Annotated in this window: 26 protein-coding genes and 1 pseudogene; 15 read left to right on the forward strand and 12 right to left on the reverse strand. The window is 63.1% G+C overall.

Translation table 11 applies throughout. The annotated features are described in order from the left end of the window. The first annotated feature begins 57 nt into the window (after window positions 1–57). The 11 genes from B5525_RS27175 to B5525_RS27225 all read left to right on the forward strand — a co-directional run bounded on the left by B5525_RS27175 (window position 58) and on the right by B5525_RS27225 (window position 12167). Window positions 58–756 carry a phosphatidylserine decarboxylase gene (locus B5525_RS27175; RefSeq protein WP_079573837.1) on the forward strand — a complete coding sequence of 233 codons (699 nt, stop codon included), beginning with the start codon at window positions 58–60 and terminating at the stop codon, window positions 754–756. A 79-nt stretch (window positions 757–835) separates the two neighbouring features. After that, window positions 836–1717: a CDP-diacylglycerol--serine O-phosphatidyltransferase gene (pssA, locus tag B5525_RS27180; protein WP_079573839.1), complete on the forward strand. Its 882-nt coding sequence runs from the start codon at window positions 836–838 to the stop codon at window positions 1715–1717. 140 nt (window positions 1718–1857) lie between these two features. After that, a complete protein-coding gene (locus tag B5525_RS27185; protein WP_079568761.1) occupies window positions 1858–2577 on the forward strand; it encodes an RraA family protein in 720 nt (239 codons plus the stop codon). 27 nt (window positions 2578–2604) lie between these two features. Further along, window positions 2605–3432, forward strand: coding sequence for an SDR family NAD(P)-dependent oxidoreductase (locus B5525_RS27190; RefSeq protein ID WP_079568762.1), 828 nt, complete (start codon window positions 2605–2607; stop codon window positions 3430–3432). A gap of 243 nt (window positions 3433–3675) precedes the next feature. Then, window positions 3676–4449 carry a motility protein A gene (locus B5525_RS27195; RefSeq protein WP_079568763.1) on the forward strand — a complete coding sequence of 258 codons (774 nt, stop codon included), beginning with the start codon at window positions 3676–3678 and terminating at the stop codon, window positions 4447–4449. A 33-nt stretch (window positions 4450–4482) separates the two neighbouring features. Next, entirely contained in the window at window positions 4483–5313 is an 831-nt protein-coding gene (locus B5525_RS27200) for an OmpA/MotB family protein (RefSeq protein ID WP_079568764.1), read from the forward strand. A 161-nt stretch (window positions 5314–5474) separates the two neighbouring features. Continuing rightward, window positions 5475–7373: a potassium transporter Kup gene (locus B5525_RS27205; RefSeq protein WP_079573840.1), complete on the forward strand. Its 1899-nt coding sequence runs from the start codon at window positions 5475–5477 to the stop codon at window positions 7371–7373. 122 nt (window positions 7374–7495) lie between these two features. After that, window positions 7496–9421 (forward strand): potassium transporter Kup, encoded by a 1926-nt coding sequence (locus B5525_RS27210; protein ID WP_079568765.1) that lies wholly within the window; start codon window positions 7496–7498, stop codon window positions 9419–9421. Between the two features lie 126 nt (window positions 9422–9547). Continuing rightward, window positions 9548–9874, forward strand: a complete 327-nt coding sequence (locus B5525_RS27215) for a rhodanese-like domain-containing protein (protein ID WP_079568766.1) — start codon at window positions 9548–9550, stop codon at window positions 9872–9874. A gap of 8 nt (window positions 9875–9882) precedes the next feature. Further along, complete coding sequence (locus B5525_RS27220) at window positions 9883–11046, forward strand: aminotransferase (RefSeq protein ID WP_079568767.1); 1164 nt, start codon at window positions 9883–9885, stop codon at window positions 11044–11046. 53 nt (window positions 11047–11099) lie between these two features. Then, a complete protein-coding gene (locus tag B5525_RS27225) occupies window positions 11100–12167 on the forward strand; it encodes a polyamine ABC transporter substrate-binding protein (protein ID WP_244568086.1) in 1068 nt (355 codons plus the stop codon). A gap of 182 nt (window positions 12168–12349) precedes the next feature. On the opposite strand, the gene B5525_RS27230 is transcribed toward B5525_RS27225, so the two are convergent. The 7 genes from B5525_RS27230 to B5525_RS27260 all read right to left on the reverse strand — a co-directional run bounded on the left by B5525_RS27230 (window position 12350) and on the right by B5525_RS27260 (window position 18241). After that, complete coding sequence (locus tag B5525_RS27230; RefSeq protein WP_079568769.1) at window positions 12350–13282, reverse strand: lipid A biosynthesis lauroyl acyltransferase; 933 nt, start codon at window positions 13280–13282, stop codon at window positions 12350–12352. Window positions 13283–13367: 85 nt separating this feature from the next. Beyond that, a complete protein-coding gene (locus B5525_RS27235; RefSeq protein WP_079573842.1) occupies window positions 13368–14645 on the reverse strand; it encodes a beta-ketoacyl-ACP synthase in 1278 nt (425 codons plus the stop codon). 126 nt (window positions 14646–14771) lie between these two features. After that, the gene (locus tag B5525_RS27240; protein WP_079568770.1) at window positions 14772–15959 is read right to left on the reverse strand and encodes a beta-ketoacyl-ACP synthase; all 1188 of its coding nucleotides are present in this window, start codon (window positions 15957–15959) and stop codon (window positions 14772–14774) included. Continuing rightward, entirely contained in the window at window positions 15952–16425 is a 474-nt protein-coding gene (locus B5525_RS27245; protein WP_079568771.1) for a 3-hydroxyacyl-ACP dehydratase FabZ family protein, read from the reverse strand. The genes B5525_RS27240 and B5525_RS27245 overlap by 8 nt, the downstream gene beginning before the upstream one ends. 9 nt (window positions 16426–16434) lie before the next feature. Further along, complete coding sequence (locus B5525_RS27250) at window positions 16435–16716, reverse strand: acyl carrier protein (protein WP_079568772.1); 282 nt, start codon at window positions 16714–16716, stop codon at window positions 16435–16437. A gap of 194 nt (window positions 16717–16910) precedes the next feature. Further along, a complete protein-coding gene (locus tag B5525_RS27255; RefSeq protein WP_079568773.1) occupies window positions 16911–17258 on the reverse strand; it encodes a hypothetical protein in 348 nt (115 codons plus the stop codon). Window positions 17259–17347: 89 nt separating this feature from the next. Continuing rightward, window positions 17348–18241 carry an ion channel gene (locus tag B5525_RS27260; protein WP_079568774.1) on the reverse strand — a complete coding sequence of 298 codons (894 nt, stop codon included), beginning with the start codon at window positions 18239–18241 and terminating at the stop codon, window positions 17348–17350. Window positions 18242–18394: 153 nt separating this feature from the next. Between B5525_RS27260 and B5525_RS27265 the strand changes: the two genes are divergently transcribed. Continuing rightward, a complete protein-coding gene (locus B5525_RS27265) occupies window positions 18395–19033 on the forward strand; it encodes a ParB-like protein (RefSeq protein ID WP_079568775.1) in 639 nt (212 codons plus the stop codon). Window positions 19034–19144: 111 nt separating this feature from the next. On the opposite strand, the gene B5525_RS27270 is transcribed toward B5525_RS27265, so the two are convergent. From B5525_RS27270 to B5525_RS27280, 3 genes and pseudogenes are all read right to left on the reverse strand, one after another. Continuing rightward, on the reverse strand, window positions 19145–19723 hold the full coding sequence (locus B5525_RS27270; protein WP_079568776.1) for a peroxidase-related enzyme: 579 nt from the start codon (window positions 19721–19723) through the stop codon (window positions 19145–19147). A gap of 79 nt (window positions 19724–19802) precedes the next feature. Then, window positions 19803–20084 (reverse strand): annotated as a pseudogene (locus B5525_RS27275) (HigA family addiction module antitoxin). Window positions 20085–20852: 768 nt separating this feature from the next. Next, window positions 20853–22592, reverse strand: coding sequence for an ATP-binding protein (locus B5525_RS27280; protein WP_172899984.1), 1740 nt, complete (start codon window positions 22590–22592; stop codon window positions 20853–20855). A gap of 261 nt (window positions 22593–22853) precedes the next feature. Here B5525_RS27280 and B5525_RS27285 point away from each other — a divergent pair, with 261 nt between their 5' ends. The 3 genes from B5525_RS27285 (at window position 22854) to B5525_RS27295 (ending at window position 24390) form a co-directional block, all read left to right on the forward strand. Next, complete coding sequence (locus tag B5525_RS27285; RefSeq protein WP_079568778.1) at window positions 22854–23594, forward strand: MFS transporter; 741 nt, start codon at window positions 22854–22856, stop codon at window positions 23592–23594. A gap of 147 nt (window positions 23595–23741) precedes the next feature. Continuing rightward, entirely contained in the window at window positions 23742–23963 is a 222-nt protein-coding gene (locus tag B5525_RS27290; protein ID WP_079568779.1) for a hypothetical protein, read from the forward strand. Window positions 23964–24114: 151 nt separating this feature from the next. Continuing rightward, window positions 24115–24390, forward strand: coding sequence for a hypothetical protein (locus B5525_RS27295; RefSeq protein WP_079573844.1), 276 nt, complete (start codon window positions 24115–24117; stop codon window positions 24388–24390). A 56-nt stretch (window positions 24391–24446) separates the two neighbouring features. Here B5525_RS27295 and B5525_RS27300 read toward each other — a convergent pair whose 3' ends face one another. Continuing rightward, a complete protein-coding gene (locus tag B5525_RS27300) occupies window positions 24447–25688 on the reverse strand; it encodes a DUF763 domain-containing protein (RefSeq protein ID WP_079568780.1) in 1242 nt (413 codons plus the stop codon). A gap of 35 nt (window positions 25689–25723) precedes the next feature. Beyond that, window positions 25724–26299 (reverse strand): alpha-ketoglutarate-dependent dioxygenase AlkB, encoded by a 576-nt coding sequence (locus B5525_RS27305; RefSeq protein ID WP_338075185.1) that lies wholly within the window; start codon window positions 26297–26299, stop codon window positions 25724–25726. Window positions 26300–26499: the final 200 nt, after the last annotated feature.

Genomic DNA, 26499 nt, shown 5'->3' on the forward strand with positions numbered 1-26499 from the left:
AATCCAATCCGCCCTCTCACGCCGCCGGGAGTGGATACAAATGACAGTGAAGGCTTGATGTCGATCGCCCAATCCATACGCGCGCAAATCCCGCCGATCCATCCCGAGGGCTATCCGTTCATCGGCGGCTTTGCGCTTGTCAGCCTGATCCTGTTCTGGATCTGGTCGCCGCTCGGGTGGATCGGCACGCTGCTGACGGTCTGGTGCGCGCTGTTTTTCCGCGATCCGGTGCGGGTGACGCCGGTGCGCGAGGGCATCGTGGTGGCGCCGGCCGACGGTCGGGTCTCGCTGGTGACAGAGGTGCTGCCGCCGGCCGAACTCGGCCTCGGTGACCAGCCGCTGCCGCGGATCTCGATCTTCATGAGCGTGTTCAATTGCCACGTCAACCGCAGCCCGGTGGCGGGGCGGATCGATCGCATCGCGTATCGGCCGGGTGCCTTCATCAATGCCGAACTGGACAAGGCGAGCGAGGACAATGAACGTAATTCGCTGGTTATCTCGACGCCCCATGGGCGCATCGGCGTGGTCCAGATCGCGGGGCTGGTGGCGCGGCGGATCGTTTCGTTCGTTCGCGAGGGGCAATCGATCGGCGCCGGCGAACGGTTCGGCCTGATTCGTTTCGGCTCGCGCCTCGACGTCTACCTGCCTGAAGGCACCAAATCGCTGGTCTCCGAGGGCCAGACCGCGATCGCCGGGGAGACCATCCTGGCCGATTTCCGGATCAGCGACGGCGGCCGCACCTACCGGACCGATTAACCGTTGCCAACGGTCGACCGGCCGGCGGCGCGCCGCAATGGCGGAACGGGCTTAAGCTTGCTATATGTAAGCCATGCAGATGCCCTTCGATCCCAACTCCCCGGAACTGCGCCGCCGCCGGTTTCGCCCGATCCCGGTGCGGATGCTGGTGCCCAACGTCATCACCCTGCTTGCGATCTGCGCTGGGTTGACGGCGATCCGGCTGTCGACGGAAGGGCGGATGGACATCGCGGTATACGCGATCGTATTTGCCGCCTTCCTCGATGGCGTCGACGGCCGCGTCGCGCGCATGATCAAGGGGCAGTCGAAATTCGGGGCGGAACTCGACAGCCTTGCCGATTTCGTCAATTTCGGCGTCGCGCCGGGCCTGATCCTGTATTTCTGGCAATTGCACGAACTGAACAATGGCGGCTGGATCGCGGCGATGGTGTTCGCGATCTCGGGCGGCCTGCGGCTGGCGCGTTTCAACGCCACCATGGACGATCCAAACAAGCCGGCCTTCGCGGCGAACTACTTTACCGGCGTTCCGGCGCCCGCTGGCGCCATCACCGTGCTGCTGCCGATCTATCTGGCGTTCCTGGGGCTGCCGAAGCCTCCAGCCGTGTTGACTGCCGTCTACACGCTGTTGATCGCGTTCCTGATGGTGTCGCGACTGCCGGTGTTTTCAGGCAAGACCTGGCGCATGCGCGTGCCGCCGGAAATGGTGCTGCCGGTTTTCGTGTCGGTGATTTTCTTCATCGCGCTTCTGATCGGCTATCCCTGGTATCTTCTGTCTGTCGGTTCGGTGCTGTACCTGCTGAGCCTGCCGGCCGGATGGAAGTCCTATCGCGACCAGAAGCGCAAAGCGGATGCCTTGGCGGCAACGACACCCGCCCATGATGCGCCCGCTGGTCCGGCATCTCCGTTCTTGCCCGTCGTTTCCGAAGCGGACGAGGACGAGCGGCCGCCGCGGCTGAACTGAGCGGGCCTTTCGCTCCACGCCGCCTCGGATATCTGCCATGAGCGAACACCGAGTTGGGTTCGATCCCGATCTCGGCTATATGGCTTTCCGTGCACGGTCCGCATAAACCGGCCGGCCCCTAAAATCCTGGAGAAAACGCCGTGACGGATTCCGCAAAAGCGCCGCTGCCTGCTTCCCTTCTGGAAGCGTTGGGGCGCTATGATACGCCGACGATCTGCAACGCGATGGAAATCGTGGCACCCGAACGTCGCCTGATCGGCTACACGACCAAGCCGCTGGTCTGTCCGTTCCCGGATCTGCCGCCGATGGTCGGCTATGCGCGCACCGTGACGATCCGCTCCGTGCTCAAATCCGGTCTTGCGGCCGATGAACAGGCCAAACGGCGCATCGACTATTATGAATATGTCGGCACCGGCTTCGGTCCGCGCATCACCGTGATCCAGGATATCGACGGGGCGGATGTCGGCTATGGCGCGTTCTGGGGCGAGGTCCAAAGCTCCGTGCACAAGGCGCTCGGCTGTCTCGGCGTCATTACCGACGGATCGATCCGCGACATCCCGCAATGGGCGCCCGGTTTCCAGGCACTCGCCGGGTCGATCGGGCCGTCGCATGCCTGGGTCCATGCCGAGAATTTCGGCGGCGAGGTGCGCGTGGCCGGGATGACGGTGCGTTCCGACGATCTCATCCATGCCGACCAGCACGGCGCGATCGTGATCCCGATCGACATTGCCGCCAAAATCCCCGAGGCCGCCGAGCTCTGCGGCCGCCGCGAGACGCCGATCCTGGAAATCGCCCGAGCCAAGGATTTCAGCCTGGAAGAGCTGAAAGAGGCGCTGAAGCGGTCGGCCGAGATTCACTGACGTCTTACGCGCCGGGAGCACATCGCGATGAAGTTGGACGGCAAGACGGTATTGGTCACCGGCTCGACCGATGGCGTCGGCCGTTATGTCGCGGCCAAACTCGCCGCCGCCGGCGCCAAGGTGCTGATCCACGGCCGCGACGGCGGCAGGGGCAGGGCGCTTGCCGATGAGATCAAGCGCGCAGGACGCGGCGAAGCCGTGTTCTACCAGGCCGACCTGTCGTCGCTGGCAGGCGCCGGGGGGCTCGCCGAAGCCGTGCTCGCCGATAACACGCGGCTCGACATCTTCATCAGCAACGCCGGCATCGGATCGCAGAATGACGGGCCCGCGCGGCAGATCAGCGCGGACGGCCACGAACTGCGTTTCGCGGTCAACTATCTCGCCGGCTTCCTGCTTGCCTATCGCCTGCTGCCGCTTTTGAAGGCAAGCGCGCCGTCGCGCATCGTCAATGTGGCTTCGCTCGGCCAGCACCCAATCGATTTCGACGATGTCATGATCACGAAGGGCTACAGCGGCAGTCGCGCCTATGCGCAGAGCAAATTGTCGCAGATCATGTTCACCATCGATCTCGCCGAAGAGCTGAAAGGGACCGGAATCACCGTCAATTCGCTTCACCCCGCGACCTACATGAACACCACCATGGTGCGGGCCGGCGGCATCACGCCGATCTCGACGGTGGAGCAGGGCGGCGAGGCGATCCTGCATCTGGCGGTCGACGACGATATGGCTGACAAGAGCGGGCTGTTCTTCAACGGCATGAACCAGGCGCAGGCCAATCCGCAGGCCTACGACGCGGCCGCCCGCAAACGGCTGCGCGCGCTCAGCCTCGAACTGACCGGCCTGACGCGACCCTGAGTCTCCCCCGGATCCCGGCACAGCTCTTCGCGCCGCCGGTCACGCAGCGGCACAGCCTCCGGTATGGTTAGCAGAATATTGAGACCTGGTTTTGCCGCCGGTTGATGGCTCCGTTCCGACGGCAATCGGTTTAACCTTTACGCGTCTTTAATGGCGGGTACGTAGGGTTCACGTTGCGCAGCTCGGGGTGGGCCGCGCCATCGTCCAGAACGGCCGGTTGTTCGCGTACGCGTTGGAGTTCCCATGGATATCATGACGGGCGTTGGGCTCGTGTTCGGGATCATCGTCATTGCAACGATGGTCTTCATGGGCGGCGATCTGCACATGTTCGTCAGCGAACATGCGGTTATCATCATCTTCGGCGGATCGATCGCCGCCACCATGATAAGGTTTCCGCTCAGCGCGATTCTGCATGGGCTGCCGCTGGGAGCCAAATTTGCTTTCACGATGAGCCGGCTGTCGGCGCGTGATCTGGTCGACGAATTGGCCCGCATCGCGGAGATCGCCCGCAAGCAGGGCCCGGTCGGCCTGGAAAAAGTCGAGACCGACGAGCCATTCCTGGCCAAGGGAATTCGCTATGTCGCCGACGGCTACGATCTTGAATTCATCCGCGACAATCTCGAACGGGACCGCGACAATTTCCTGATGCATCTCGACGAAGGCGGCAAGATCTATCGCGCCATCGGCGATTGCGCGCCGGCCTTTGGCATGATCGGAACCCTGATCGGCATGGTGCAGATGTTCGCCAACATGACCGACCCCTCGAAACTCGGCCCGTTCATGGCGACCGCGCTGCTGGCGACGCTGTACGGCGCGCTGGTTGCGAACCTGTTCTGTCTGCCGATCGCCGACAAGCTGCACGGCAAGCTGCTCGACGAGGAGACCAACCGCACGCTGATCATCGACGGCATTCTGATGATCCGCGATTCCAAGAGCCCGACGCTGGTCCGGGAAATGCTGCTGGCTTACCTGCCGGAAAAACACCGCCACGAAGAGGGCGAACCCGTCCCGGCCTGATCGGGCAACTGACGGCGATCCGGAAAGCAGGCGATGGCCAAGAAGAAACGCGGCGACGCACACGGAGGAGGCCACGGCTGGTTCGTGACCTTCGCCGACCTGATGGGCCTGATGATGAGCTTCTTCGTGATGCTCGTCGCCTTTTCCACCATGGACAACAACAAGCTCAAAGTCGTCGCCGGCTCGATGCGGGATGCCTTCGGCGTGCAGACCGAGGCACGCTATTCCGGCATCATCGAATCCGACGGCCTGCCGACGCGGGAGAAGCTGAAGAATACCGACCACATTCCGCCGGAGGAAGCGTCCAACAGGCCGACGCCGGATGACGAGGAGCGCAGCGTCGCCCGCGGCGCCCGGCTGAAGATCGACCGCGAATTCGCGCTCGCTTCGGCGTCATTGCGGCAGGCGTTGCAGGACATGCCGGAACTGACCGAAGTCTCGAAACACATCATGTTCGAGGAAACCAAGCAGGGCCTCAATCTGGAAATCGTCGACCAGGATGGCCGCTCGATGTTCGCCGACGGCTCCAAGGAGCCCTACGAGCGCACCCGCCGGCTGGTCGAGAAGCTGGCCGTTCCGCTCAAGGCGACGCCGCTGCGCATCTCCATCGTCGGCCACACCGCCGCGGGCTTCGTGCCGACGCGAAGCGATTACGGCGCATTCGACCTGTCGGCGGACCGGGCCAACGCGGTGCGCCAGATTCTGGCGCGGGAAGGCGTGCCGCCGGCGCACTTTTTTGGGGTGTCCGGCAAGGCCGATACCCAGCCGCTGTTTCCCGACGATCCCACGCTGGCAGCCAACCGCCGCGTGACCATCACCTTGATGCGCGAAGATCCGCCGCTTCCTCCCAACCTGACGCCGTAATTGCCGCTACTATTTTACCAATCCGGATCCGAGCGGGTGTGACGCTGCGGAGACATCCGGTTGCCGCCCCCGATGCTACGCTCGCGCGTTGACAAGCCATCGGCGCGAGCGTCGATAGCCGACCGGATCAAATCAACCGTGTGAGCGTTTTTTTCATCATCATGGCCGTCAGCGTCACATCAGCCGAAGCCCGCGACGGGCCGGTCACGACGGGTTTTTGGGCCCTGACGCTGGGAAGTATCGGCGTGGTGTTCGGCGATATCGGAACCTCGCCGCTCTATGCCTTTCGCGAGGCCGTCGCCGGCGCCGCGCAGGGCCAGCCGGTTACCCGGGTCATCGTGCTCGGGGTGCTGTCGCTGATCCTGTGGGCGCTGTTCATCGTCGTCACCGCGAAATACGTGCTGCTGCTGCTGCGCGCTGACAATAACGGCGAGGGCGGCACGCTGTCGCTGATGGCGCTGGGGCAGCGGGCGCTTGGCCGCAGGAGCTGGCCGCTGATGGCGCTGGGAGTTGTCGGCGCCTCGATGTTCATCGGCGATTCCATGATCACGCCCGCGATTTCGGTGTTGTCGGCGGTCGAGGGTCTCAAGCTCGCCACGCCGGCGCTCGAGCACTATGTGGTGCCGCTGACGGTCTTCATCCTGGTCGTGCTGTTCGCGGTTCAGAGCGGGGGCACCGCGCGCGTGGCGTCCGCCTTCGGGCCGGTCATGGTGGTCTGGTTCTCCGTGATTGCGGTGATGGGTCTCATTCATATCAGTGACGACCCTTCCGTGCTGGCCGCAATCAATCCCTGGTACGCCCTCGATTTCCTGCTCACGCACGGGACTATCGGACTGGTGACGCTGGGCGCGGTGTTTCTGGCCGTGACCGGCGGTGAGGCGCTCTATGCTGATTTGGGCCATTTCGGCCGCAAGCCGATTCAGGCCGGCTGGCTTTATTTCGTGCTGCCATCGCTGCTGATCAATTATTTCGGCCAGGGCGCATTGGTGCTCTCCAATCCCGCCGCGATCGAGAATTCCTTCTACCGGATGGTGCCGGAAATCCTGCTGTTGCCGTTGGTCGTGTTGGCGACCGCCGCGACCGTGATCGCGAGCCAGGCGGTGATCACGGGCGCCTATTCGCTGACCCGCCAGGCGGTGCAGCTCGGCCTGTTGCCGCGCTTTGAGGTCCGCTACACCTCGGAGACGCACGCCGGCCAGATTTATCTGCCTCGCGTGAACCGGCTGTTGCTGATCGGCGTTTTGCTGCTGGTGCTGCTGTTCCGCACCTCGAGCAATCTGGCTTCCGCCTACGGGATCGCCGTCTCCACCACCATGGTTGCCGACGGCATCATGGGTTTCGTGGTGATCTGGAAGTTGTGGAACTGGCGCGCCGCCAGCGCCGCGGCGTTGATCGTGCCGTTCGTCGTCGTCGACACGACTTTTTTCAGCGCCAATCTCTTGAAACTGCTCGAAGGCGCGTGGGTGCCGCTGCTGTTCGGGATCGCCATGGCGGTCATGATCTGGACCTGGCGCCGCGGTTCGGGAATCCTGATCGTCAAGACCCGTCGCATCGAGGTTCCCCTGAACGACCTGATCAAAAGCCTCGAAAAGCGACCGCCGCACATCGTCAAGGGCACCGCGGTGTTCCTGACCAGCGATCCGAGTTTCGTGCCGACGGCGCTGCTGCATAATCTCAAGCACAACAAGGTGCTTCACGAGCAAAACGTGATCCTGACCATCGAGACCGCGCAGACGCCGCGGGTCGACCAGACCGAGCGGGTCCGGATGGAAAAGATCAGCGACCGGTTTTCGACCGTCCGGCTGCGCTTTGGCTTCATGGAATCCCCGAACGTTCCCAAGGCGCTGGTGATCGCGCGCAAGCTCGGCTGGCAATTCGATATCATGTCGACGTCGTTTTTCGTGTCGCGGCGCGCGCTGAAACCTTCGGCGCAGTCTGGAATGCCGTTATGGCAGGACCATCTGTTCATCGCGATGAGCCGATCGGCCAACGACGCCACCGACTATTTCCAGATTCCGACCGGGCGGGTGGTTGAAGTCGGCACCCAGGTGACCATCTAGCGACTTATTATGCAATTTTGCATGCCGTGGTCGCAAAATCAGGCTAGGCTATGCTCCAAGCGCAGGTATAAGCCGCCTCGCTTTGCTACCATGCAGTGAAGCTTTTTGAGGCCTCCATTCCAATGACCAGCGATGTTGTAGTTCCCGCCCCGGAAACGGCGGCGGCCAATGCGCGTGGCGATACCCATTCGACCGCCGGCTTCAAGGCGCTGATGATGGGAAGCATCGGCGTCGTCTATGGCGACATTGGCACCAGCCCCCTTTATGCGCTGCGCGAGGCTGTGATCGCGGCCAGCGGCCCGGGCGGCGTCGCCAGTCCGCAGGCTGTGCTCGGGGTCGTCTCCCTGATCCTGTGGGCGCTGATCATCGTGGTGACGCTCAAATATGTGGTGATCCTGCTGCGCGCGGATAACCACGGCGAGGGTGGAACGCTGGCGCTGATGGCGCTGGCGCAGCGCGCGGTTACCTACGGCGGCAGCGCCATCGTGCTGCTCGGCATCATCAGTGGCGCGCTGTTCTACGGCGACGCCGTGATCACCCCGGCGCTGTCGGTGCTTTCGGCGATCGAAGGTATCAAGCTCGTCACCGATTCGTTCGAACCCTATGTGGTGCCCCTGACGGTGCTTATTCTGTTTGTGCTGTTTGCGGTTCAATCGCGCGGCACGGCCCGCGTCGCGGCGTTCTTCGGGCCGGTGATGTGCGTGTGGTTCGCCGTCATCGCGATCGCGGCGATCACCCCGATCATGCGCCATGCCGAAATTCTGTATGCGCTCAATCCGCTGTATGCCGTTTCGTTCATGCTCCATCACGGCATCATCGGCTTCGTCACGCTCGGCGCCGTGTTCCTCGCCGTCACCGGCGCCGAGGCGCTCTATGCCGACCTCGGCCATTTCGGCAAGCGGCCGATCCAGACCGCCTGGCTCTTTATCGTGCTGCCGTCGCTGGCCCTGAACTATCTGGGGCAGGGCGCGCTGGTCATCGGCGACCCCAAGGCGGTCGAGAACCCGTTCTTCCTGATGTTTCCCGACTGGGCCCTGATTCCGATGGTTGCGCTCGCCACCCTGGCGACTGTGATCGCGAGCCAGGCCGTGATCACCGGCGCCTATTCGCTGACGCGTCAGGCCATTCAGCTCGGCCTGTTGCCGAGATTTGAAATTCGCCATACGTCAGAAGCCCATTCCGGCCAGATCTTCATCCCGCGCATCAACATGCTGCTGCTGATCGCCGTGGTTATGCTGGTGTTGATGTTCCGCTCCTCTAGCGCGCTGGCGTCGGCCTATGGTATTTCCGTGACCGGGACCATGGTCGTCACGGGCATGATGGGTTTTGTCGTCATCTGGCGGGTCTGGAGATGGTCGCCGTTCGCGGCCGCGGCGCTGATCGCGCCGTTCCTGTTTCTTGATCTCACCTTCCTGGCGGCGAACCTGTTGAAGGTGCTGGAGGGCGGCTGGGTGCCGCTGGCGCTGGGCGCCGCGGTGATGCTGCTGATGTATACTTGGCGGCGCGGCAGCCGGCTGCTGTTCGAGAAGTCCCGCAAGCTGGAGTTTCCGCTGGCCGATCTGGTGGCGATGCTGGAAAAGCGCCCGCCGCAGCGGGTGTCCGGCACGGCCGTGTTCCTGACCAGCGACCCCGTCAGCGCGCCGACGGCGCTGATGCACAGCCTGAAGCACTACAAGGTGCTGCATGAGAAGAACGTCATTCTCACCATCGAGACCGCGCCGACGCCGCGGATCGACCCGGCCGAGCGGGTGAGGCTGGAGGAGATCAGCAAGACCTTCTCCAAGGTCACGCTGCGGTTCGGATTCATGGAGTCGCCCAACGTGCCCAAGGCGCTGGCGATCGCGCGAAAGCTGGGCTGGCAATTCGACATCATGTCGACATCGTTCTTCCTGTCGCGGCGCGCGCTCAAGCCGGCCGCGCATTCCGGCATGCCGCGCTGGCAGGACCATCTCTTCATCGCGCTCAGCCGCACCGCCAACGACGCCACCGACTATTTCCAGATTCCGAGCGGACGGGTGGTCGAGGTGGGAACCCAGGTCACGGTGTGATCCCGGGCCTCATCAAATTGCCTCCCGGAGCTTGATTTTCGCCGCCTGAGAGGCGAGGTTGGCTGTGAAGGCGAGGCCTCGGAAATCGTTGCTGAATTCGCTCTAACCGTCGCTGGGAGGAATTGCGTGGGTCAACAGGTCACCGATTTGACGCCGGAGGAAGTCTCCAGGGGCATGGCCGAGGGACGCTATCTCCTGGTCGACGTCCGCGAGCCGAACGAGGTTGCCGCCGAGGCCTATCCCGGCGCCGTCGTCGTTCCCCTGTCCAGCTTCGATCCCAAGGCGATCCCCGATCCCGGCGCCAAGCAGGTGGTGTTTGCCTGCCGCTCGGGGAAGCGGTCGGTCACCGCCTCGCTCGCGGCCCAGGCCGCGGGCCTTGCCTATGACAAGCATCTTGCGGGCGGAATGCTGGCCTGGAAGGCTGCGGGATTGCCGACCAAGACCGGCGGCTGACGGCCGCCATGACGTCCATGAACAAGGTGTTTGCCGAGCTTCCGGTCACGATTTTCGAGGCCATGTCGCAGCTTGCGCGCGACAACAATGCCATCAATCTCGGTCAGGGTTTTCCCGACGATCCCGGCCCTGAGGACATTCGCCGCGCGGCGGCGGATGCGGTGATGGACGGCTACAACCAGTATCCCTCGATGATGGGCCTTCCGGAGCTGCGGCAGGCGATCGCGGCCCATTACGGGCGCTGGCACGGACTTGAGCTAGATCCCATGAGCGAGGTGATGGTGACCTCGGGCGGCACCGAAGCGCTGACCAGCGCCATCCTGGCGGTGGTCGAGCCCGGCGACGAAGTCATCGTGTTCCAGCCGGTCTATGATTCCTATCTGCCGATCATCCGCCAGGCCGGCGGCATTCCGCGCCTGCTGCGCCTCGAACCGCCGCATTGGCGGCTCTCCGAGGAGATGCTGCGAGGCGCCTTCAACCACAAGACCAAGGCCGTGCTGTTCAACAATCCGCTCAATCCGGCGGCCGTGGTCTATCCGCGCGAGGACCTCGAATTGCTGGCGCGGTTCTGCCAGGAGTTCGACACGGTCGCGATCTGCGACGAGGTCTGGGAGCATGTCGTGTTTGACGGCCGTGAGCATATTCCGCTGATCACCATTCCGGGCATGCGCGAGCGCACCATCAAGGTCGGCTCCGCCGGCAAGATATTCTCGCTGACGGGCTGGAAGATCGGCTTTGTCTGCGCGGCGCCGCCGCTGCTGCGGGTCGCCGCCAAGGTGCACCAGTTTCTCACCTTCACTACCGCGCCCAATCTTCAGGTCGCGGTCGCCTACGGACTCGGCAAGACTGCGGAGTATTTTTACCAGATGCGCAACGATCTGGCGAAGAGCCGCGATCGTCTCACAGCCGGCCTGGAGAGCATCGGCTTCCCGGTGCTTCGTTCGCAGGGCACCTATTTCCTCACCGTCGATTTGTCGCCGCTCGGCCTCAACGAGACCGACGAGGCGTTCTGCAGGCGCATCGTGACCGACTACAAGGTGGCGGCGATTCCGGTGTCGGCGTTTTACGAACGGGATGCCGTGACCTCGGTGGTGCGGTTCTGCTTCGCCAAAAACGATAAAACCCTCGACACCGCGCTGGAGCGTCTGCACGACGCGGTGCATCGCCGATAAGAGGTCGAAAGATGGGTGACCCCTGCCGCTTCCGACCGCGATATGCCGTCGCGATGGCCGTGCTGCTGGCGGCGCTGTCGCCGGCGCGGGCCGCGGAGCGCACCGTCAATTTCTACAACTGGTCGAACTACATGGCGCCGGGGGTGCTGGAGGACTTCACCAGGGAAACCGGCATCAAGGTGGTCTACGATACGTTCGACGCCAACGAGACACTGGAAACCCGGTTGCTCGCCGGCAAATCCGGCTATGACGTCGTCGTTCCCACCGCCTATTTCCTGCAGCGCCAGATCAAGGCCAGTATTTTCCAGAAGCTCGACAAGTCGAAGGTGCCGAACCTCGCCAACGCCTGGCCGGTGGTGACCAAGCAGCTCGCGATCTACGACCCCGGCAATCAATACGCCGCCAATTACATGTGGGGGACGACCGGCATCGGCTACAACGTCAAGATGGCGCAGAAGATTCTGGGTCCCGACGCCAAAATCGACAGCTGGGACATCGTGTTCAAGCCGGAGAACCTCGCCAAGTTCAAGGACTGCGGCATCCACATGCTGGATTCCGCCGACGACATCTTTCCTGCCGCGCTGGGCTATCTCGGCCTCGATCCCAATTCGACCAAGCAGGCGGACCTCGAAAAGGCCGCCGATCTCGTCACCAGGATCACGCCCTATGTCCGCAAGTTTCATTCATCGGAATATCTGAGCGCGCTGGCGACCGGTGAAATCTGCTTCGTGGTGGGCTGGTCGGGCGACATCATGCAAGCGCGCAGCCGCGCCGCGGAGGCCAAGAGCGATGTCGAGATTGGCTACGCCATCCCGAAAGAGGGCGCGCAGATGTTCTTCGACAATCTGGCGATCCCCGCCGACGCCAGCAATGTCGCGGAAGCCTATGAACTGATCAACTATCTCTACCGGCCCGAGGTCGCTGCAAAAAATTCCGATTTCCTGTCCTACGCCAACGGCAATCTGGCGAGCCAGAAGCTGGTCGATCCGAAGATTCTCGGCGACAGGAACATCTATCCGGACGAAGCGACGCAGCAGAAGCTGTTCGTGATCACCGCGCGTGATCCGGCGACCCAGCGCATCATCAACCGGCTCTGGACCAGGGTAAAGACGGGCAGGTAGGGGCACCTCTTGGCCCCGAGCCTTCAGTTCGTCATGCCCCGCCAACGGGTCGGCGCGAAGCGCCGCCCGATGACAGGCCCCGGCGGGGCATCCAGTACTCACGATCTGCGTTTGATTCGAAACGGCGGCGTTTACTGGATCACCCGCCTGCGCGGGTGACGACAAACTCGCTTGTATTTCCGCTACCGCCAGCGGCGGTGCAGCCACAGCCATTGATCCGGATATTCGCGGATCCAGCCCTCGACCACCGAAGTGACCGCCTGCGTCGTGCCCTGAATGTCGATCTGGCCGGAGGCGTCGCGCACCGGCTGTACTTCTTCCGATAATTCGGCGCGAAACCTGTGGCCGGGCAGGCGGATGATGCGCACGCCATGGATCGGGCAGTCGACCTGCCGCAACAGCCGCGCCAGCATCGGATTGGCCCTGGTCTTGCGGCCGAAGAAGGTCACCTCGACGCCGTTGGTCAGGTACTGGTCGACCAGCATGGCGACGTGCTGGCCGTTTTGCAGGGCCTCGGCCAGCCGCAGCGGCGCGTCGCGGCCGGCCGGAATCAGCGTTCCCATCTTGACGGCGCGCAGCTCTTCGATGATGCGGTTGGCCGACTGGCTGTTGGGCCGGCGAAACAGGATCGTGGCGTCCAGCCCATGCGCGACCGCGGCCACGGCCGGCAGTTCCCAGTTGCCGAGATGGCTCGCAAAGATCAGCGCCGGCTTGCCGTCGAGCCGCAGCTGGGCAAACAATTCGTGGGTGCGCAGCGGAATTTCGATCCGGCTGGCCTCGGGGTGCGCGGGATCGTGATGCCAGACGTGGTCGAGATGGGCGAATTCGGCGCCGAGCCGTCCGAGGTTATCCCAGACGCCCGCGAGAATGGTCTCGATTTCCTTTGGCGATTTTTCCGGGAAGGCGGCGGTCAAATTGGCGCGGCCGATCTTTTGCTCGCGCGTCAGCGGTCCGATGGTGCGCAGAATCCGGCCGAACAAATTGGCGGTCTTGATCGGATCGAAATAGCGGGTGGTGCGCAACAACGCGATCGTCAACGCGCCGACCGCGGCGTCACCGAGCGGCTTGGTCGCATCGCGGATGCGGGCTTTGGTACGAAGCAGCTGCGGATGCATCAGAAGCCAACGGCGATTTCGGTCGCGCTCGTATCGCCGCCTGGCAACGTGGCGTCAATCGTCCGCATCGGAATGTCCGAGCCGGTCAAACCGGCTCGCCGGTCAAAACCAGCACGGCATTCTGGCCGCCGAAGCCGAATGAATTCGACATCACGGCAGTGACGCGGGCGTCGCGGGCCTTGTTGGGGACCACGTCGAAGGGGATCGCCGGATCCGGAACGTCGTAATTGATGGTCGGCGGAATCCGCTGATGCTCGAGCGTTAGCAGCGAGAAAATCGCTTCGACCGCACCGGCCGCCGAGAGGGTGTGGCCGACCATCGACTTGTTGGAGGATACCGGGATCGCGCCGGTGCGCTCGCCGAACACGGTCGAGATGCCCAGATATTCCATCTTGTCGTTTTCCGGCGTGCCGGTGCCGTGGGCGTTGATGTAGTCGATCTGGTGGGGATCGAGGCCCGCATCCGACAAGGCGTTGCGCACGCATCCGATGATCGGCTTGCCGTCGGGGCTGGAGCGGGTGCGGTGGAACGAATCCGCCAGTTCGCCGCAGCCGGCGACGACTCCGAGGATCTTCGCGCCGCGCGCGGTGGCGGCCTCATAGCTTTCCAGCACCAGCGCGCCGGCGCCTTCCGCCATCACGAACCCGTCGCGGTTCTTTGCAAACGGGCGCACCGCGCCCTGCGGCGGGTCGTTGTGGGTCGACAGCGCCGACAGCAATGAGAACCGAACCAGCGCCTCCGGATTGACGGAGCCGTCGGTGGCAACGCACAGCGCGGCGTCCGCCTCGCCACGGCGAATGGCCTCGACGCCGAGCTGGATCGCGCTGGCGCCGGAGGCGCAGGCGGTCGACAGCGAAATCGGCGACCCCTTGGTGCCGAAGGTCTCGGCGAGATGATCGGCGACCGAGCCGAACATGAACCGGTGATGATATGGGACGAATTTTTCGCGGCCGCTGACGCGCAGCAGGGCGTCGTAGGTGAATTCAGGCTGCCCGACCGCGTGTGCCAGCTCGAACCGCTGCGGCCACTCGACCTCAACCGGCGCGACCGCGAGAAACAGCGGACCGGGAAAGTCACCCTTGCTGCCGATGGCGGCCTGGGCGATGGCCTCCTCGGTTGCGATATCGGCCAGCCGTTCCGAAAGATCGGTCGATGAAAAGGGCTCGACAGCGACAAAATCGACCGCACCGGCCATTGTCGTCTTCAGGCCGTCGGTGGGAAAGCGCGTGATGGTCCGTATGCCGGATTCGCCCGCGGTGAGCTTGTTCCAGTTGTCGGCCTTGCCGGCGCCGAGCGAGGTGACCACGCCCATGCCGGTAACGACGACGATCGGCCTTCCCTGTTTATCGCGTGGTGCTGTCATGTTTTCCCCGCCCGTCGCCAGCATGATCCGGAAAAGCGCAAGCCGGTTTTCCGAAAGACCATGCTCAAACAAAAGGATAGCGCCAGACTCTGATTCAACGCGTTGAATCGGAGTTTGGCGCCGTGTTCACTTGATCGCTTCGACCAGGGCCATGCCTTCGCCCCGCCAATGCCCGGCCCCAACCACCACAATCTGGGACGGCGGTGTCGGCATTTCAACCTCCAGCCCGGTGGGATCGTTGGGCGAAAACAGCGCTCCGCGGGAGATCGAGAGCGCGGCGAGGCCAATTCCCAGCGGAAACTGGGTTTCCATGGTGTGGCCGAACACAGTGCCGGTCGCTCGCACCGCAAACCCGCGATGTTTGCCCAGGAAGGCCCGTTCTTCCGATGTGACCGGCTCGGCGCCGGTCGCCCCGGTAATGATGGCGCCCTGGCCGTCGATCTTCCCGAGCTTCGACCACAGCTTTTCCAGGGTCGTCGTGACGTCGCCGGGGTGTTTGCGGAGCGCCAGATCGGCGACCACGTTGGTCAGGCGCGCATAAGGCCTGGCGCCGCGGGCCTGCGCGTGGGCCTTGGACTCGATGACAAGGAAGGCACCGGCGGACCCGAGCGCGAAGCCGGCATTGTTCTGGCGCGCCCAAACCGGAGCGAACTTGTCCTTGAGGTTGAAGCCGCCGAATTCGTAGAGCACCAGCAGGTCCTTGCGCTCCCCGTTTTGCGAACCGCCGATCAGCGCGATGTCGCTCTGACCGGCACTGATCCGCGCGAGAGCGATCCTGGCCGCGTCGACGCCGGCGGCTTCCTCGCCCATGAAGGTGCGCGACGATCCGGTGACGCCGTGCACGATGGCAATATTGCCCGCGAGCAGGTTCGAAAGCTGCGCCAGGAACAGCGTCGGACGCAGATCGTTCATCAGCCGTTCGTTGAGAAAGCCGGGAGCGGCGTTGCCCAGCGCCGCCAGATTCAGGATGTTGGAGTCCACCGCGAGGTCGCGTTCGCCGCCGCCTGCGGCGACGATCATGTCCATCCGGCCCAGGATTTCCTTGTTGCCCTTGACGCCAGCGGAATCCAGCGCAAGTCCGGCGGCATAGGTCCCGATGCGCTGCCAGGCTTCCATCTGGCGCTGGTCGCCCTTCTTGGGGATCTGGGCGTCCAGGTTTACCAGCGCAAAGGGGTGAACGACGTAGGGCGCAAAACCCTTTTCGTCGACATTGATGCGCCGCGCAGTGAGCGCGTCCCAGTTTGCGTCCAGCCCCTCGCCGAGCGAGGTCGCCAGACCAATGCCGGTGATCCAGACTTCCGCCGCCTCACTCATGCGTCATTGCCTGCTGCGGAAAGCCGATCTTGTGGGCCATCGCGTCCATGTGCACGCGCAAATCGGGATGAGGGAAGGGGATATGGCGGAAGGTCAGATCGGCGCTGCACTTCAGCTCGGTGCCGACGCGTACCTTCGCCGAGGTGACCGCAAATCCCGAACCCTCATACTCGACCTTGGCATCGATCGTCAAAAGCTGACCGGGACTGACGAATCCGCGCATCTTAGCTTCCTTGATCATCGCCAGGAACGGCATGCGTTCGAACTTCATCAGGCCGAGCAGAAGCCAGCCGGAACTCTGCGCCATCGCTTCGGTCAAGAGCACACCGGGCATGATCGGATAGCCGGGAAAGTGGCCCTCGAAGATCGTGCTCTTCTCGGGAACCTGGGCCTCGACCGTGATGGTCCTCTCGCCGATGTTGAGGTCGACGATGCGATCGATGAGCTGGAAGGTTTCGATTTGCATGACGGGCGATTACGCGCCCTTGGCCGCGACCAATTCGTCGATGCGGGCGGCGAGGTTTTTCAGGACGAAATACTGTTCGGTGGTCGCCTTGCCGTCGTTGACCTCCTGAGTCCATTTCTCCAGCGGCAGCTTGATCCCGAACGCCTTGTCGATCGCAAACGCGATGTCGAGAAAATCGAGGCTGTCGATCCCCAAATCGTCGATGGCATGGCTCTCGGGCGTGATCGTGTCGCGCGGGATGTCGCAGGTTTCGGCGATAATCGTGGCGACCTGATCGAATGTTGAGGACATCACTAAGCCTTTGATATATTGATGATAAATTCCGAGGTGGGGCCGGAATCGGGCGCAGCGCCCCGAAATGCCCGATCCGCCGTCCGGAGTCGAGTGCCCGTATATCGGAGCGCTGCCCTGAGTTCAATGGAGGCGGGCAGTGGCTGCGGATTGGATTTGAGGCCCGGACAGCCCGTCCCGGCCCTCAAAAAAGCTTAAAAATGCGGCGTGGAAATGCGCGCGCAATCGCGCCGTCCCATCAGCACGCAATCCTGGGTCTTGCGCATGTCCGCGATGCTCATGGCGAGCCAGATTCCGACCGCCGTCAGCGCGACGGTAAAGGCAAAGGCCGCGATGTTGGCGAGCATGCGATGGCGGAAATCGTCGGGCTCGTCCCGCGGCCGCTCGTAGCGCGCAAGGTCATCAGGCTCGCGATCGAGATCCTGCTTGAGCGCCGGCTCGGCCGGATATCCCCGCCGTGCGAGCGGGTGCGCAGCGGTGCGCGGCCGGAACTTGAGCACGCGGTGCTCCTCTTCCGACACGATAGGTTGCTGGGTTTTCACTGCTGCCAGCTCCGGGACATCCAGAAGTTATCTAACACAGGGATGCACGCGTCTCACGGAAAATGTTGACATGGCGGCGATGCGAGAATCTATCCCTCCAAAGTCTCATGGAACCGGCCGTAGTCGATTCTGATTCGTCCGTCCTCCGAAGTATCGAGGATATCGGCATAGCGGTGGCCGAAGCGAATGTCGGAATGGCGGTAGGTCCGTCGGGCGTGGACGGTTTGCGCTGCAACAACGTCATATCCGGAAACCACCACCATCAATGAAACCTCCTGTCCATTGAAGTCGTCGGCGTCGAGCCCGTAAAGCGGGCTTTGCTCGTCCAGCACGTGATAAAGCGTCCAGCTCAGGGCGAGCGCCGGGTGCTCGTGTCGCAACAGCGGCAATTCGTAAAACCGGCGGAACGGGGTGCCCTCCAGGCTCAATTCATTCCGGAGCATCCACACCCTGGCGGTGGCGTTGCCGATGATGTTGTGGCGTTCATTCGCGAAGCGAACCATCAGAGAGGGCTTGCCCTCATGGCTTGAGATCACCGGGTTTTCGGCGAACAGCAGCCGCGCTCGCGGCCGGGAGAACCGCGCGAAGATCAATCCGGTCATCAGCGACATCGAGAAGATGCCCGTGAACAGCTCCACCGCGGCGACGAAATGCCCGTAATGGGTCTGCGGATGCATGTCGCCGTAGCCGGCGGTCGACAGCGTTTCGATGCTGAAATAGAGATAGTCGATATAGGCGCCGCCCGGCACATTGGCGATCGGCTGGTTGCCGATCCAGTAGAACACGGCGAAAACCGCGTTGAAGACGACGAACACCAGCGCGGCGCCGCCGATGAACGCCGGCCATGAGGCGGTCATGCAGCGGTGGCTGATATCGGCCCAGAAACTGAGACGAAGGCCCTCGGCGATGACCTCGCGGCCGCCGAGCCGGACGATTTGGGGCTTCGATGTTCGCTCGCTTGGGTTCTTTGCTGAAAAGATCATGCTCTCCTTCGATAATTCAGAGCGCGATCGGACGCAAAACCGGTCTCTACCCGTGCCCATCTCGCTCCAAAGCCCATTTCACGGCCTGCGCCATCATGGCATAATCGTAGGCGTTTCAGAGCAATTTTTGCCAGTTTGTCAGGAGTTTCCATCATGGCGAATACGCGCGAACCGATGCTTCAGCCGATTCCGATCCTGTCGCTGCGGCCGACCCAGATGACGGTCGGAATGATCGAGGTCAAGGAAAAGCGCAAGCGCTTGCGGGAATACTGGAAGGAACACAAGTCGCACAAGAAGCAGGACGAGTTTCTCGGCCGGCACATGATCCCGGTGGTGCTGGGACCAGGCAAGCTGCATTATGTCGTCGATCATCATCATCTGGCACGCGCGCTCCACGAAGAGGACGTCGGGGACATTCTGGTTACCGTGATCGCCGATCTCACCATGGTCGAAAAGGACGCGTTCTGGGGCGTGCTCGATAATCACAAATGGGTTTATCCCTACGACGCCAAGGGCGAGCGTCACCACTTCAAGGATATTCCGAAGACGGTGGCGGATCTCAAGGACGATCCGTACCGGAGCCTCGCCGGCGAATTGCGCCGCGTCGGCGGTTTCGCCAAGGATACGACGCCGTTCAGCGAATTCCTGTGGGCGGATTTCCTGCGCCGCAAGATACCGCGCAAGAACGTGGAGGCCGATTTCGAAAAGTCGATCGAGAAGGCGCTGGCTTTTGCCAAGGGCAAGGACGCGGTCTATCTGCCCGGCTGGTGCGGAGCCGCATCGGACGACTAGGAAGGGGTGAGTGGCGAATGGTGAGTAGCGAATGGCGAATGTATAAAGCTGATCGCAGTGGCGACGAACGTGCTTCGCCACTCGCCATTCGCTACTCGCCATCCCCTTGTACTATTTCGGCAATCGCCCCATCAGGTAAAATTCGTCGTTCGGGCGCATCGCGGTGACGTTCGCCATCCGGTTCGACAGCGCGAAGAAGGCCGCGATCGCGGCGATGTCCCAGATGTCGTCGTCGGAAAAGCCGCAGGCAGCGACCGCCGCAAAATCCCCTTCCGATATCTTGTGGGCTTCCGCGCTCACCTTCATCGCGAAGTCGAGCATGGCGCGCTGGCGCGGCGTGATGTCCGCCTTGCGGTAGTTGACGGCGATCTGGTCGGCGATCTCTGGGTTCTTGGCCCGGATGCGCAGGATGGCGCCATGCGCGATCACGCAATACTGGCATTGGTTGGCGCTTGAGGTCGCGACCACGATCATCTCGCGCTCGGCCTTGGTCAGCCCGCTGTCCTTCTCCATCAGCGCATCGTGATAGGCGAAGAAGGCGCGGAATTCGTTCGGCCGGTACGCCAGCGTCAGGAACACGTTCGGAACGAAGCCGGATTTTTCCTGCACCGCCAGCAGGCGGGAACGAATATCCTCCGGCAGGCTGTCGATCGCAGGGGGCGGAAAGCGTTTTGCGATGGGCTGGGTCATGGGTGGTTCCGGTGTTGGGCCGCCGTGTGCGGCTGGCCGGAACATAGTCGATGACGGTATTTCCCGCAAAGCCGGCGATTCAGGCCGCTTTCGTGGCGATCGGCTCGATCTTTGCGAGCTCTTTGCCGATCTGCCGCTTTGCCGTCTGAATGTCGTAATCGGTCTGGAGGTTCAACCAGAGTTCGGGTGAAGTACCGAAGGCCTTCGACAGGCGCAACGCAGTATCCGCGGTCACGCCGGTTGCCTCATTGGACAATCGCTCCATGCGCGTCCGCGGCACGCCGCAGGCTTTTGCCTACGCGCCGGAGGAGAGATCGAGCGGCAGCAAAAACTCTTCCCGAAGAACTTCGCCGGGATGCATGTAATTACGGTGACAGTGCACTCAATTGTCACGGCGCGTGCGCCAACCCGTTGACTTGATCCTGGCCGCAGGTCTCCGTCGCGCCCTGCGGATTTGCGCGTAAAATCTAATTTCCTGAACCAGATCAAGCTGTTTCTACCTGTCCAGTCCCTTCCGAAAAAATATTCTGGTTTTCCGAAATCGCAAATCACCTTATACCGCCGCCGTCCACCCCACTTGAGGGGCGTATCGCGATCGTCACGGACGCGGGGTTGGATGCGATGGACGCGGGGCGCTTTTGACGAACAGCGCTAAAGCGGACGGAGAAGTCGTGTGGTCCTGACGCCTCGACGCTGGCGTCAAGTTTGCGGATCTATTCGCAAGCGACGGTGACAAGAAAGCCCGATCGCCGGGGAGAGTACGAAGGAAGCCGTTAAAACCATTGCGTGCGGGGATGCCGGGTGATTTCCGGTGCGACCGCTGTGAATACTCGTGTGCATCTTGCACTAACCACTTCGCACACGAGGCTGCGGGTGCACTGGGCACCCGGCATTCCCCACGCCCTCTTGGGCGGAAGGTTCTTGCAAAACTTCGGGCGCATCGCGCCGCGAGAGTTAAACGTATGTCTAAAGTCCGTCATTGCGAGCGAAGCGAAGCAATCCATCTCGCCGCACAAAGAAAGAATGGATTGCTTCGCTGCGCTCGCAATGACGTTGTCAGGGATCGCTAAATAACTGGTAGTATCGGCAATCGAACGAGTAGACCCGTGCAGGGACCGACTTTAATGCGTCAGCGCAGCGGTTTTTTCAGCAGCGTAAACCGGTCGGGGTCGAGACCCATCGACGGCTGCAGCATCGGCGCTTCCACCGACATCGGGCGCGCGCCGGGGCGGTCGTTGATGCCGGGATCATTGGGAACGTCGCGATGCGAGGTGGCGCCGCGCCAGCGTTCCAGCACCGCGGCGACGAAATGCATGTCGTGGCCGGCGGCGACCGAGGGCGCCGTCGAGATGGTGGCCTCGCTGCGCGGCAACTGATGCGGCGGCACTTCCTTGAAGCGCAGTCGGGTCGGGAGCGCGACGCCTTCGCCGAACGCCAGCACCTCGCGGGTGCCGAGCGAGGGCACGAACGACAACAGGTTTGCCGCGGCGTCGGACACCGCCGAGCGCAGCAGCGCCTGGTCGCGGTCGTTGGCCAGCCGCATCGTGAACAGCGTGTTGCACTGGGAGATGATGGTGGCGTCGAGTTCGGCCGGGCGCTGCGTGACCAGCCCGAGATAGACGCCGTATTTGCGGCCTTCCTTGGCGATGCGCGAGACCGCCTTGCGGGTCGGCCCGAACCCGATGTTGCGGTCGGCGGAAGCGTAGCGATGCGCTTCCTCGCAGACGAACAGCAGCGGCGAGACGCCGTCGCTCCACAGCCCGAAATCGAACGCCATGCGGCACAGCACCGAGACCACGGAATCGATGACTTCGGCGGGGAAGCCGGCCAGCTGCATCACGGTCATCGGCCGGCCATTGGCGGGCAGCCGGAACAAATGGCTGATGACTTCCGCCATGGTGTCGCCGCCGACATTGGCGTTGTCGAACATGAAGGTGTAACGCGGATCGTTGCGCACGGTCTCGATGCGCGAAATCAGCTTGTGGTAGATGATGCGCGAGGAGCGGTTCTCGAGCCTGCCCATGCGCTCGTCGATCAGCGAAATCAGGTCGACCAGCCGATAGGGGACCGGCGTATCGACGGTAAAGCCGACCGCCTTGGTGTCGCTGCGCTTCAACCCGAGGCGATCGGTGCTCTGGTACTGGGTATAGGCGGCCTTCGCCATCGGAATGACTTCGGCGAGGATGTCGAGCTCTTCGGGCACGCCGGGGCGGCCGGCGAACAGCACGTCGACGATCTCCTCGAAATTGAACAGCCAGAACGGCAGCTTGAGATTGCGCGGATTGAGCACCAGCGCGCGGTCGCCGAAACAGCGGCCGTACTCGTTGTGCACGTCGAGCAGGAAGATCCGCAAATTCGGTCGCGCCTTGAGGATCTCGTTCAACAGCAGCGATACGCCGGTCGATTTGCCGACGCCGGTCGAGCCAAGCACCGCAAAATGCTTGGACAGCATTTCCTCGATATCGACATAGGCGACGACGGAGGGATCCTGCTGCAGCGTGCCGACATTGATCTGGTCCGATCCGCTCGGCGCATAGACCGTGCGAAGCTCGTCATGGGTGATGAGGTCGACGGCATCGCCGATGGTCGGATAGTTGGTGACGCCGCGCTGGAATTTCTGGCGGTCGGGCCCGCCGAGGATTTCGCCGAGCAGATCGACGGAGGCAGTGGCGATGTACAAGTCGGAAGTCGGCAGATTCTCGCAGGAGACTTCCGTAATCATGGCGACGATGATGGAATTGGCGCAGCGGATGCTGACGAAGCGGCCGACGGTGGCCCGTACCTCGGAGATGCCCATCTTGCTTGCCGCCAGAAGCCCGACCCGCGCGAGCGAGCCGCGCACCGAAATCACACGTCCGAGGGATGTCACAGTGGTTGAACCTGGCAAGTCATGAATGTGGGTCAGGACACCATTATGGGAGCCGGGGGTTGGAGAAACGGTTAAGCGGGGGCAGTTCGGGATGTCTCAAATCCGCGGCATCCTGGCCGGGATCGCGTTTCGTCGCATCATCCGCGCCGGCGTGCAGGGCCCGATTCTGCTGCAAAATCGGGGAGTTCCGGCAACCGGTCGTTAACGGCGGTGCCGGCACCGGCTTAACGTTTCGTTTACCAAGGCGGCAAAGGACAGGGCTTGCCGGCCTATATCGCGATCGTCGGCCTTTATGTCGCGGCGACCCTGCTCACGCTCGGCGTGGTGGCGCAGTCGAAGCCGCAGCCCGTGGATGCGGCCGCCGATGGCGCGCTGGTCCGTTCGCCGCTGCGCGACCTCAAGGAGGGCGTGGCCTATGTCTGGACCACGCCGCGGATGCGCGCTGCGGTGTGGATCGCGTTCCTCGCCAACCTCACCGCCTATCCGGTGTCCAACGGATTGCTGCCCTACATCGCCCGCGAAATCTACGGCACCAGCCAGACCGGGCTCGGCTATCTCTCGGCCAGCTTTGCCGTGGGCTCGCTGGTCGGCTCGATCCCGTTGAGCGTGATCGGCGGCATCCGCCGGCTGATGATCGCCGCGACCATCCTGTGGTACGCAGCACTTCTGGTGTTCGCGCAGGTCCAAAGCTTGCCCGCCGCGATCGCCTGCCTGTGCCTTGCGGGCTTCGCGCAAAGCTTGACCATGATCTCGATCGCGGTGATCCGGATGCGCACCGCGAGTGAGCACTTACGCGGCCGGGTGATGGGCGTGCGCATGCTCGCGATCTACAGCCTGCCGCTCGGCCTCCTGGCCGCCGGCAGCCAGATCGACAGGATCGGCTTCGCGGCCACCGGCACGCTCTATGCGGCCGCGGGGCTGGCGCTGATGCTCGCCATCGTGCTGCACTGGCGCGCGGATCTGTGGCACCTGCACGCGCCAACTAACGAAAACATTTGGTAAATTCAGTCAACCCAATTCGTCGTGAGTGACTTCGGCGGACTGGTTTCGCCGAGCCGGGCGGCATGGATGGTTGGAGCGGAACTTTTCCCGGCGTGCAGCATTGACATCTTCGCTTTGGTCTGGCGGCCAATAACCTGGAGCGTAGCGATGGCAATCCAAATCATCATGGACCACAACGGCGACACCCGGCACAGCTTCGATGCAAACGACGAACAAGCCCTCTTGAAAGCCGAACGCCGGTTCAAGGCGCTGACGGGTTCTGGCTTCACCGCGGCAACCCGGACCGCTTCCGGAGAGCCGGTCGTGACGCGCACGTTCGATCCGGCCGCAGAGGAGACTTTGTTCTTCCCGCGGCTCGTGGGCGGATAACCGTCTCGGTTCAGTCGTGAAGCTGCTGTATATCGCGTCCGATCGGCTTCGAGGCTTCGCATCGGCCTGTTCAGGCTGGGTAGGGGCTTGGCGTGATTGGCTCTATGATCCCGGTCCCGTCAACGAACGGGAGCGGCGGGGCCGAAAGCTTCTGCTTGAATGGCTGTCCGTGGCGCAACGGATACAGTACGAGCAGTACAATTATTTCGATGTCACGGGCTGCCATAGCGGAAAGCGGTACCGAATACGCCACGGCATGGGGACGAATATCTATGAACTCGACGACAGGGGCCGCGCGCTGACCGGCTGGTGTTTCGTGCCAGAGGGTTATCTCGTCGCGGGCGACGTCATGCTGGCCCAGAAAATTGCGCTGGAAACGGACGAGCGGGGTGCGCTGGCACTGGCGAACAATTTCAGCCTCAGATGATCCGGCGGCGTTCTCTCTCCGACATCGGGTGTTCCGTGAGCCGGCCAGGCAAGCGATCAGCCTGCGGCTTTCGGATCGGCCAGGTCGCGCTCCCAGCCGAACACCGAGCGGCCGTCCAGGTCAGGCGAAGCCGCGCGCTCGGTGGCGATGAAGGAATCCAGTGAGGGTCCTTGCGCGGTGCGCTCGAGCCGGCGCGCCTGGTCGTCGAGCCGTTGCAGGGCGCCCATCTCCTCGTCGCGGCCAAGCCTTGCATGTTGGACGGCCGATTTCAGGACGCGGATGGTTTCATCGTAGACCTTGATCGGAACGGGGTAGGGATGCCGGTCCTTGCCGCCATGCGCCAGGGAGAAGCGCGCCGGATCGCGAAAGCGGTAGGGCGCGCCGTGAACGACTTCCGCGACCATCGCGAGCGAGCGCACCGTGCGCATGCCGACCCCCGGCGTAAGCAGCAATTCCGGAAAGTCGACCGGGCCGCGCTCGGCGGCGGCGGCGAGCGTGCCGTGGAGGCGGCGCGAAAATACGTCGGTCGATCGCACGTCATGGTGATCAGGCATCACGAGATGCGGCAGCATTGCTTGCGCGGGGGTTTTTCCCGTCAGCGCCTCCAGTTCGCTCACGATGCGGTCGGGGCCGAGGCCTGTCAGCAACTCGAGCTGGGCGGCGCGGGACATTTCCGCGCGCTTGTCGGTCAGGTTGACGATCTCGCCCTGAGCCGGTCCGTCGATCGCCGTGTGGGGCTCATCGACAAAACTCGCCAGGTTTTCCGAATGCCAGTGGTAGCGGCGCGCCTGCCGCTTGTCGCCGTTCATGCCCTGCTGCACGACGGTCCACTTGCCGTCGTCGGTGACGAAGAAGCCGTGCAGGTAGAGGTCGAAACCGTCCTGCACGGCGGCGCTGTCGACCTTGGCGACCAGACGGCTCGCGCGCGTCAGCCTGGCGCCGTCGAAACCGATGCGTTCGCCGAGCAGCCGCAACTCGTCGGGTGTTTTTCGGGAATGCTGGCCGCGGCCGCCGCAGACATGGATCCCCAGTTCTTCCTGCAGCGGCCCGAGGCCGCGTTTCAGCGCGCCGATCACGCTGGTGGTAATGCCGGAGGAATGCCAGTCCATGCCCATCACGGCGCCGAACGACTGAAACCAGAACGGATGCGACAGCCGCTGCAGGAATTCGTCGCGGCCATAATGGTGCACGATGGCTTCCGTGATGATGGCGCCGAGCGAGGACATGCGCGTCGCCAGCCATGGCGGGACGCGTCCGCCATGGAGAGGGAGATCGGCGCTGCCGGTACGTCGTGCCATTCGATCCTTGCGAGCCGGGAATCGACCGAACTCTATCAGGTCCTCGGCTCGGCCATGGTCCGGAACGTGATGGAATATCTGGGCGCTTCGACGGCGGGGATGCTGTGCTCCCAGACCTGACGGGACGCACCCGACATCATGTAGAGCGACCGCGGCGCGGCATCGAGCGTGAAGCGCTGCCATTTCTCGCCGGCGGAGCGCCGGAAGCGGAACTTGCAGGCGCTGCCCAATGAGAGCCCGAATATCCGGTCGAAATGCGGTTTGTCCCGGTGCCAGCCGATGCCGACGCCGACGTCGTATTCGGTACAGAGGACCTGCCGGATCAGGGTCCCCTGGCCGCCGAAGGCCTCGACCTCCTTGATGGTCGGCGCCAGCCAGTCCGGGATAGGCTTGGCTTCGCGGAGTCGCCGCAGCGTGTAGTCGTAGCTGAACCCGAATGACGCCACCCGCCGCTTGCCCTCGTATTGGCCGAACTGAAATGGCTGCAGCGGTAGGGCCGCGACGTGCCGGATGAGTTCCTGCTCGGCTTCGGGCGAGACGAAGTCGGCGGCGTAGCGCAATCCCTCGGGCTCGGGGGACGGCCCCATAAAGAATGCTAATTGCTCGGTCAAACCTGCGCTCTGCTTCGATCATGGCTGGATTGATTTCCAATATGGGAGCGCCGGCGTCTCCAGGGAAGGTGGCCAGCGGCCGCGCTGAAATCGGGCGCTGCCGTGCAGATCAAGAATCTTTGACCGGAATGATTGCCTATCCTCAGCGAACCGAGTGTGCGAGCCACCGGTCAGATCGCGGCCTGACGGGAGTGACGAGG

The organism is Bradyrhizobium erythrophlei (assembly GCF_900129505.1).
In the GTDB taxonomy this organism is placed as follows: Bacteria; Pseudomonadota; Alphaproteobacteria; order Rhizobiales; family Xanthobacteraceae; genus Bradyrhizobium; species Bradyrhizobium erythrophlei_D.

Coding starts and splice junctions, on each gene's coding strand:
- B5525_RS27175 (WP_079573837.1), top strand. CDS start 58: ATGTCGATCGCCCAATCCATACGCGCGCAAATCCCGCCGATCCATCCC.
- pssA (WP_079573839.1), top strand. CDS start 836: ATGCCCTTCGATCCCAACTCCCCGGAACTGCGCCGCCGCCGGTTTCGC.
- B5525_RS27190 (WP_079568762.1), top strand. CDS start 2,605: ATGAAGTTGGACGGCAAGACGGTATTGGTCACCGGCTCGACCGATGGC.
- B5525_RS27195 (WP_079568763.1), top strand. CDS start 3,676: ATGGATATCATGACGGGCGTTGGGCTCGTGTTCGGGATCATCGTCATT.
- B5525_RS27200 (WP_079568764.1), top strand. CDS start 4,483: ATGGCCAAGAAGAAACGCGGCGACGCACACGGAGGAGGCCACGGCTGG.
- B5525_RS27205 (WP_079573840.1), top strand. CDS start 5,475: ATGGCCGTCAGCGTCACATCAGCCGAAGCCCGCGACGGGCCGGTCACG.
- B5525_RS27210 (WP_079568765.1), top strand. CDS start 7,496: ATGACCAGCGATGTTGTAGTTCCCGCCCCGGAAACGGCGGCGGCCAAT.
- B5525_RS27220 (WP_079568767.1), top strand. CDS start 9,883: ATGACGTCCATGAACAAGGTGTTTGCCGAGCTTCCGGTCACGATTTTC.
- B5525_RS27225 (WP_244568086.1), top strand. CDS start 11,100: ATGGCCGTGCTGCTGGCGGCGCTGTCGCCGGCGCGGGCCGCGGAGCGC.
- B5525_RS27230 (WP_079568769.1), bottom strand. CDS start 13,282: ATGCATCCGCAGCTGCTTCGTACCAAAGCCCGCATCCGCGATGCGACC.
- B5525_RS27235 (WP_079573842.1), bottom strand. CDS start 14,645: ATGACAGCACCACGCGATAAACAGGGAAGGCCGATCGTCGTCGTTACC.
- B5525_RS27240 (WP_079568770.1), bottom strand. CDS start 15,959: ATGAGTGAGGCGGCGGAAGTCTGGATCACCGGCATTGGTCTGGCGACC.
- B5525_RS27245 (WP_079568771.1), bottom strand. CDS start 16,425: ATGCAAATCGAAACCTTCCAGCTCATCGATCGCATCGTCGACCTCAAC.
- B5525_RS27250 (WP_079568772.1), bottom strand. CDS start 16,716: ATGTCCTCAACATTCGATCAGGTCGCCACGATTATCGCCGAAACCTGC.
- B5525_RS27260 (WP_079568774.1), bottom strand. CDS start 18,241: ATGATCTTTTCAGCAAAGAACCCAAGCGAGCGAACATCGAAGCCCCAA.
- B5525_RS27265 (WP_079568775.1), top strand. CDS start 18,395: ATGGCGAATACGCGCGAACCGATGCTTCAGCCGATTCCGATCCTGTCG.
- B5525_RS27270 (WP_079568776.1), bottom strand. CDS start 19,723: ATGACCCAGCCCATCGCAAAACGCTTTCCGCCCCCTGCGATCGACAGC.
- B5525_RS27290 (WP_079568779.1), top strand. CDS start 23,742: ATGGCAATCCAAATCATCATGGACCACAACGGCGACACCCGGCACAGC.
- B5525_RS27300 (WP_079568780.1), bottom strand. CDS start 25,688: ATGGCACGACGTACCGGCAGCGCCGATCTCCCTCTCCATGGCGGACGC.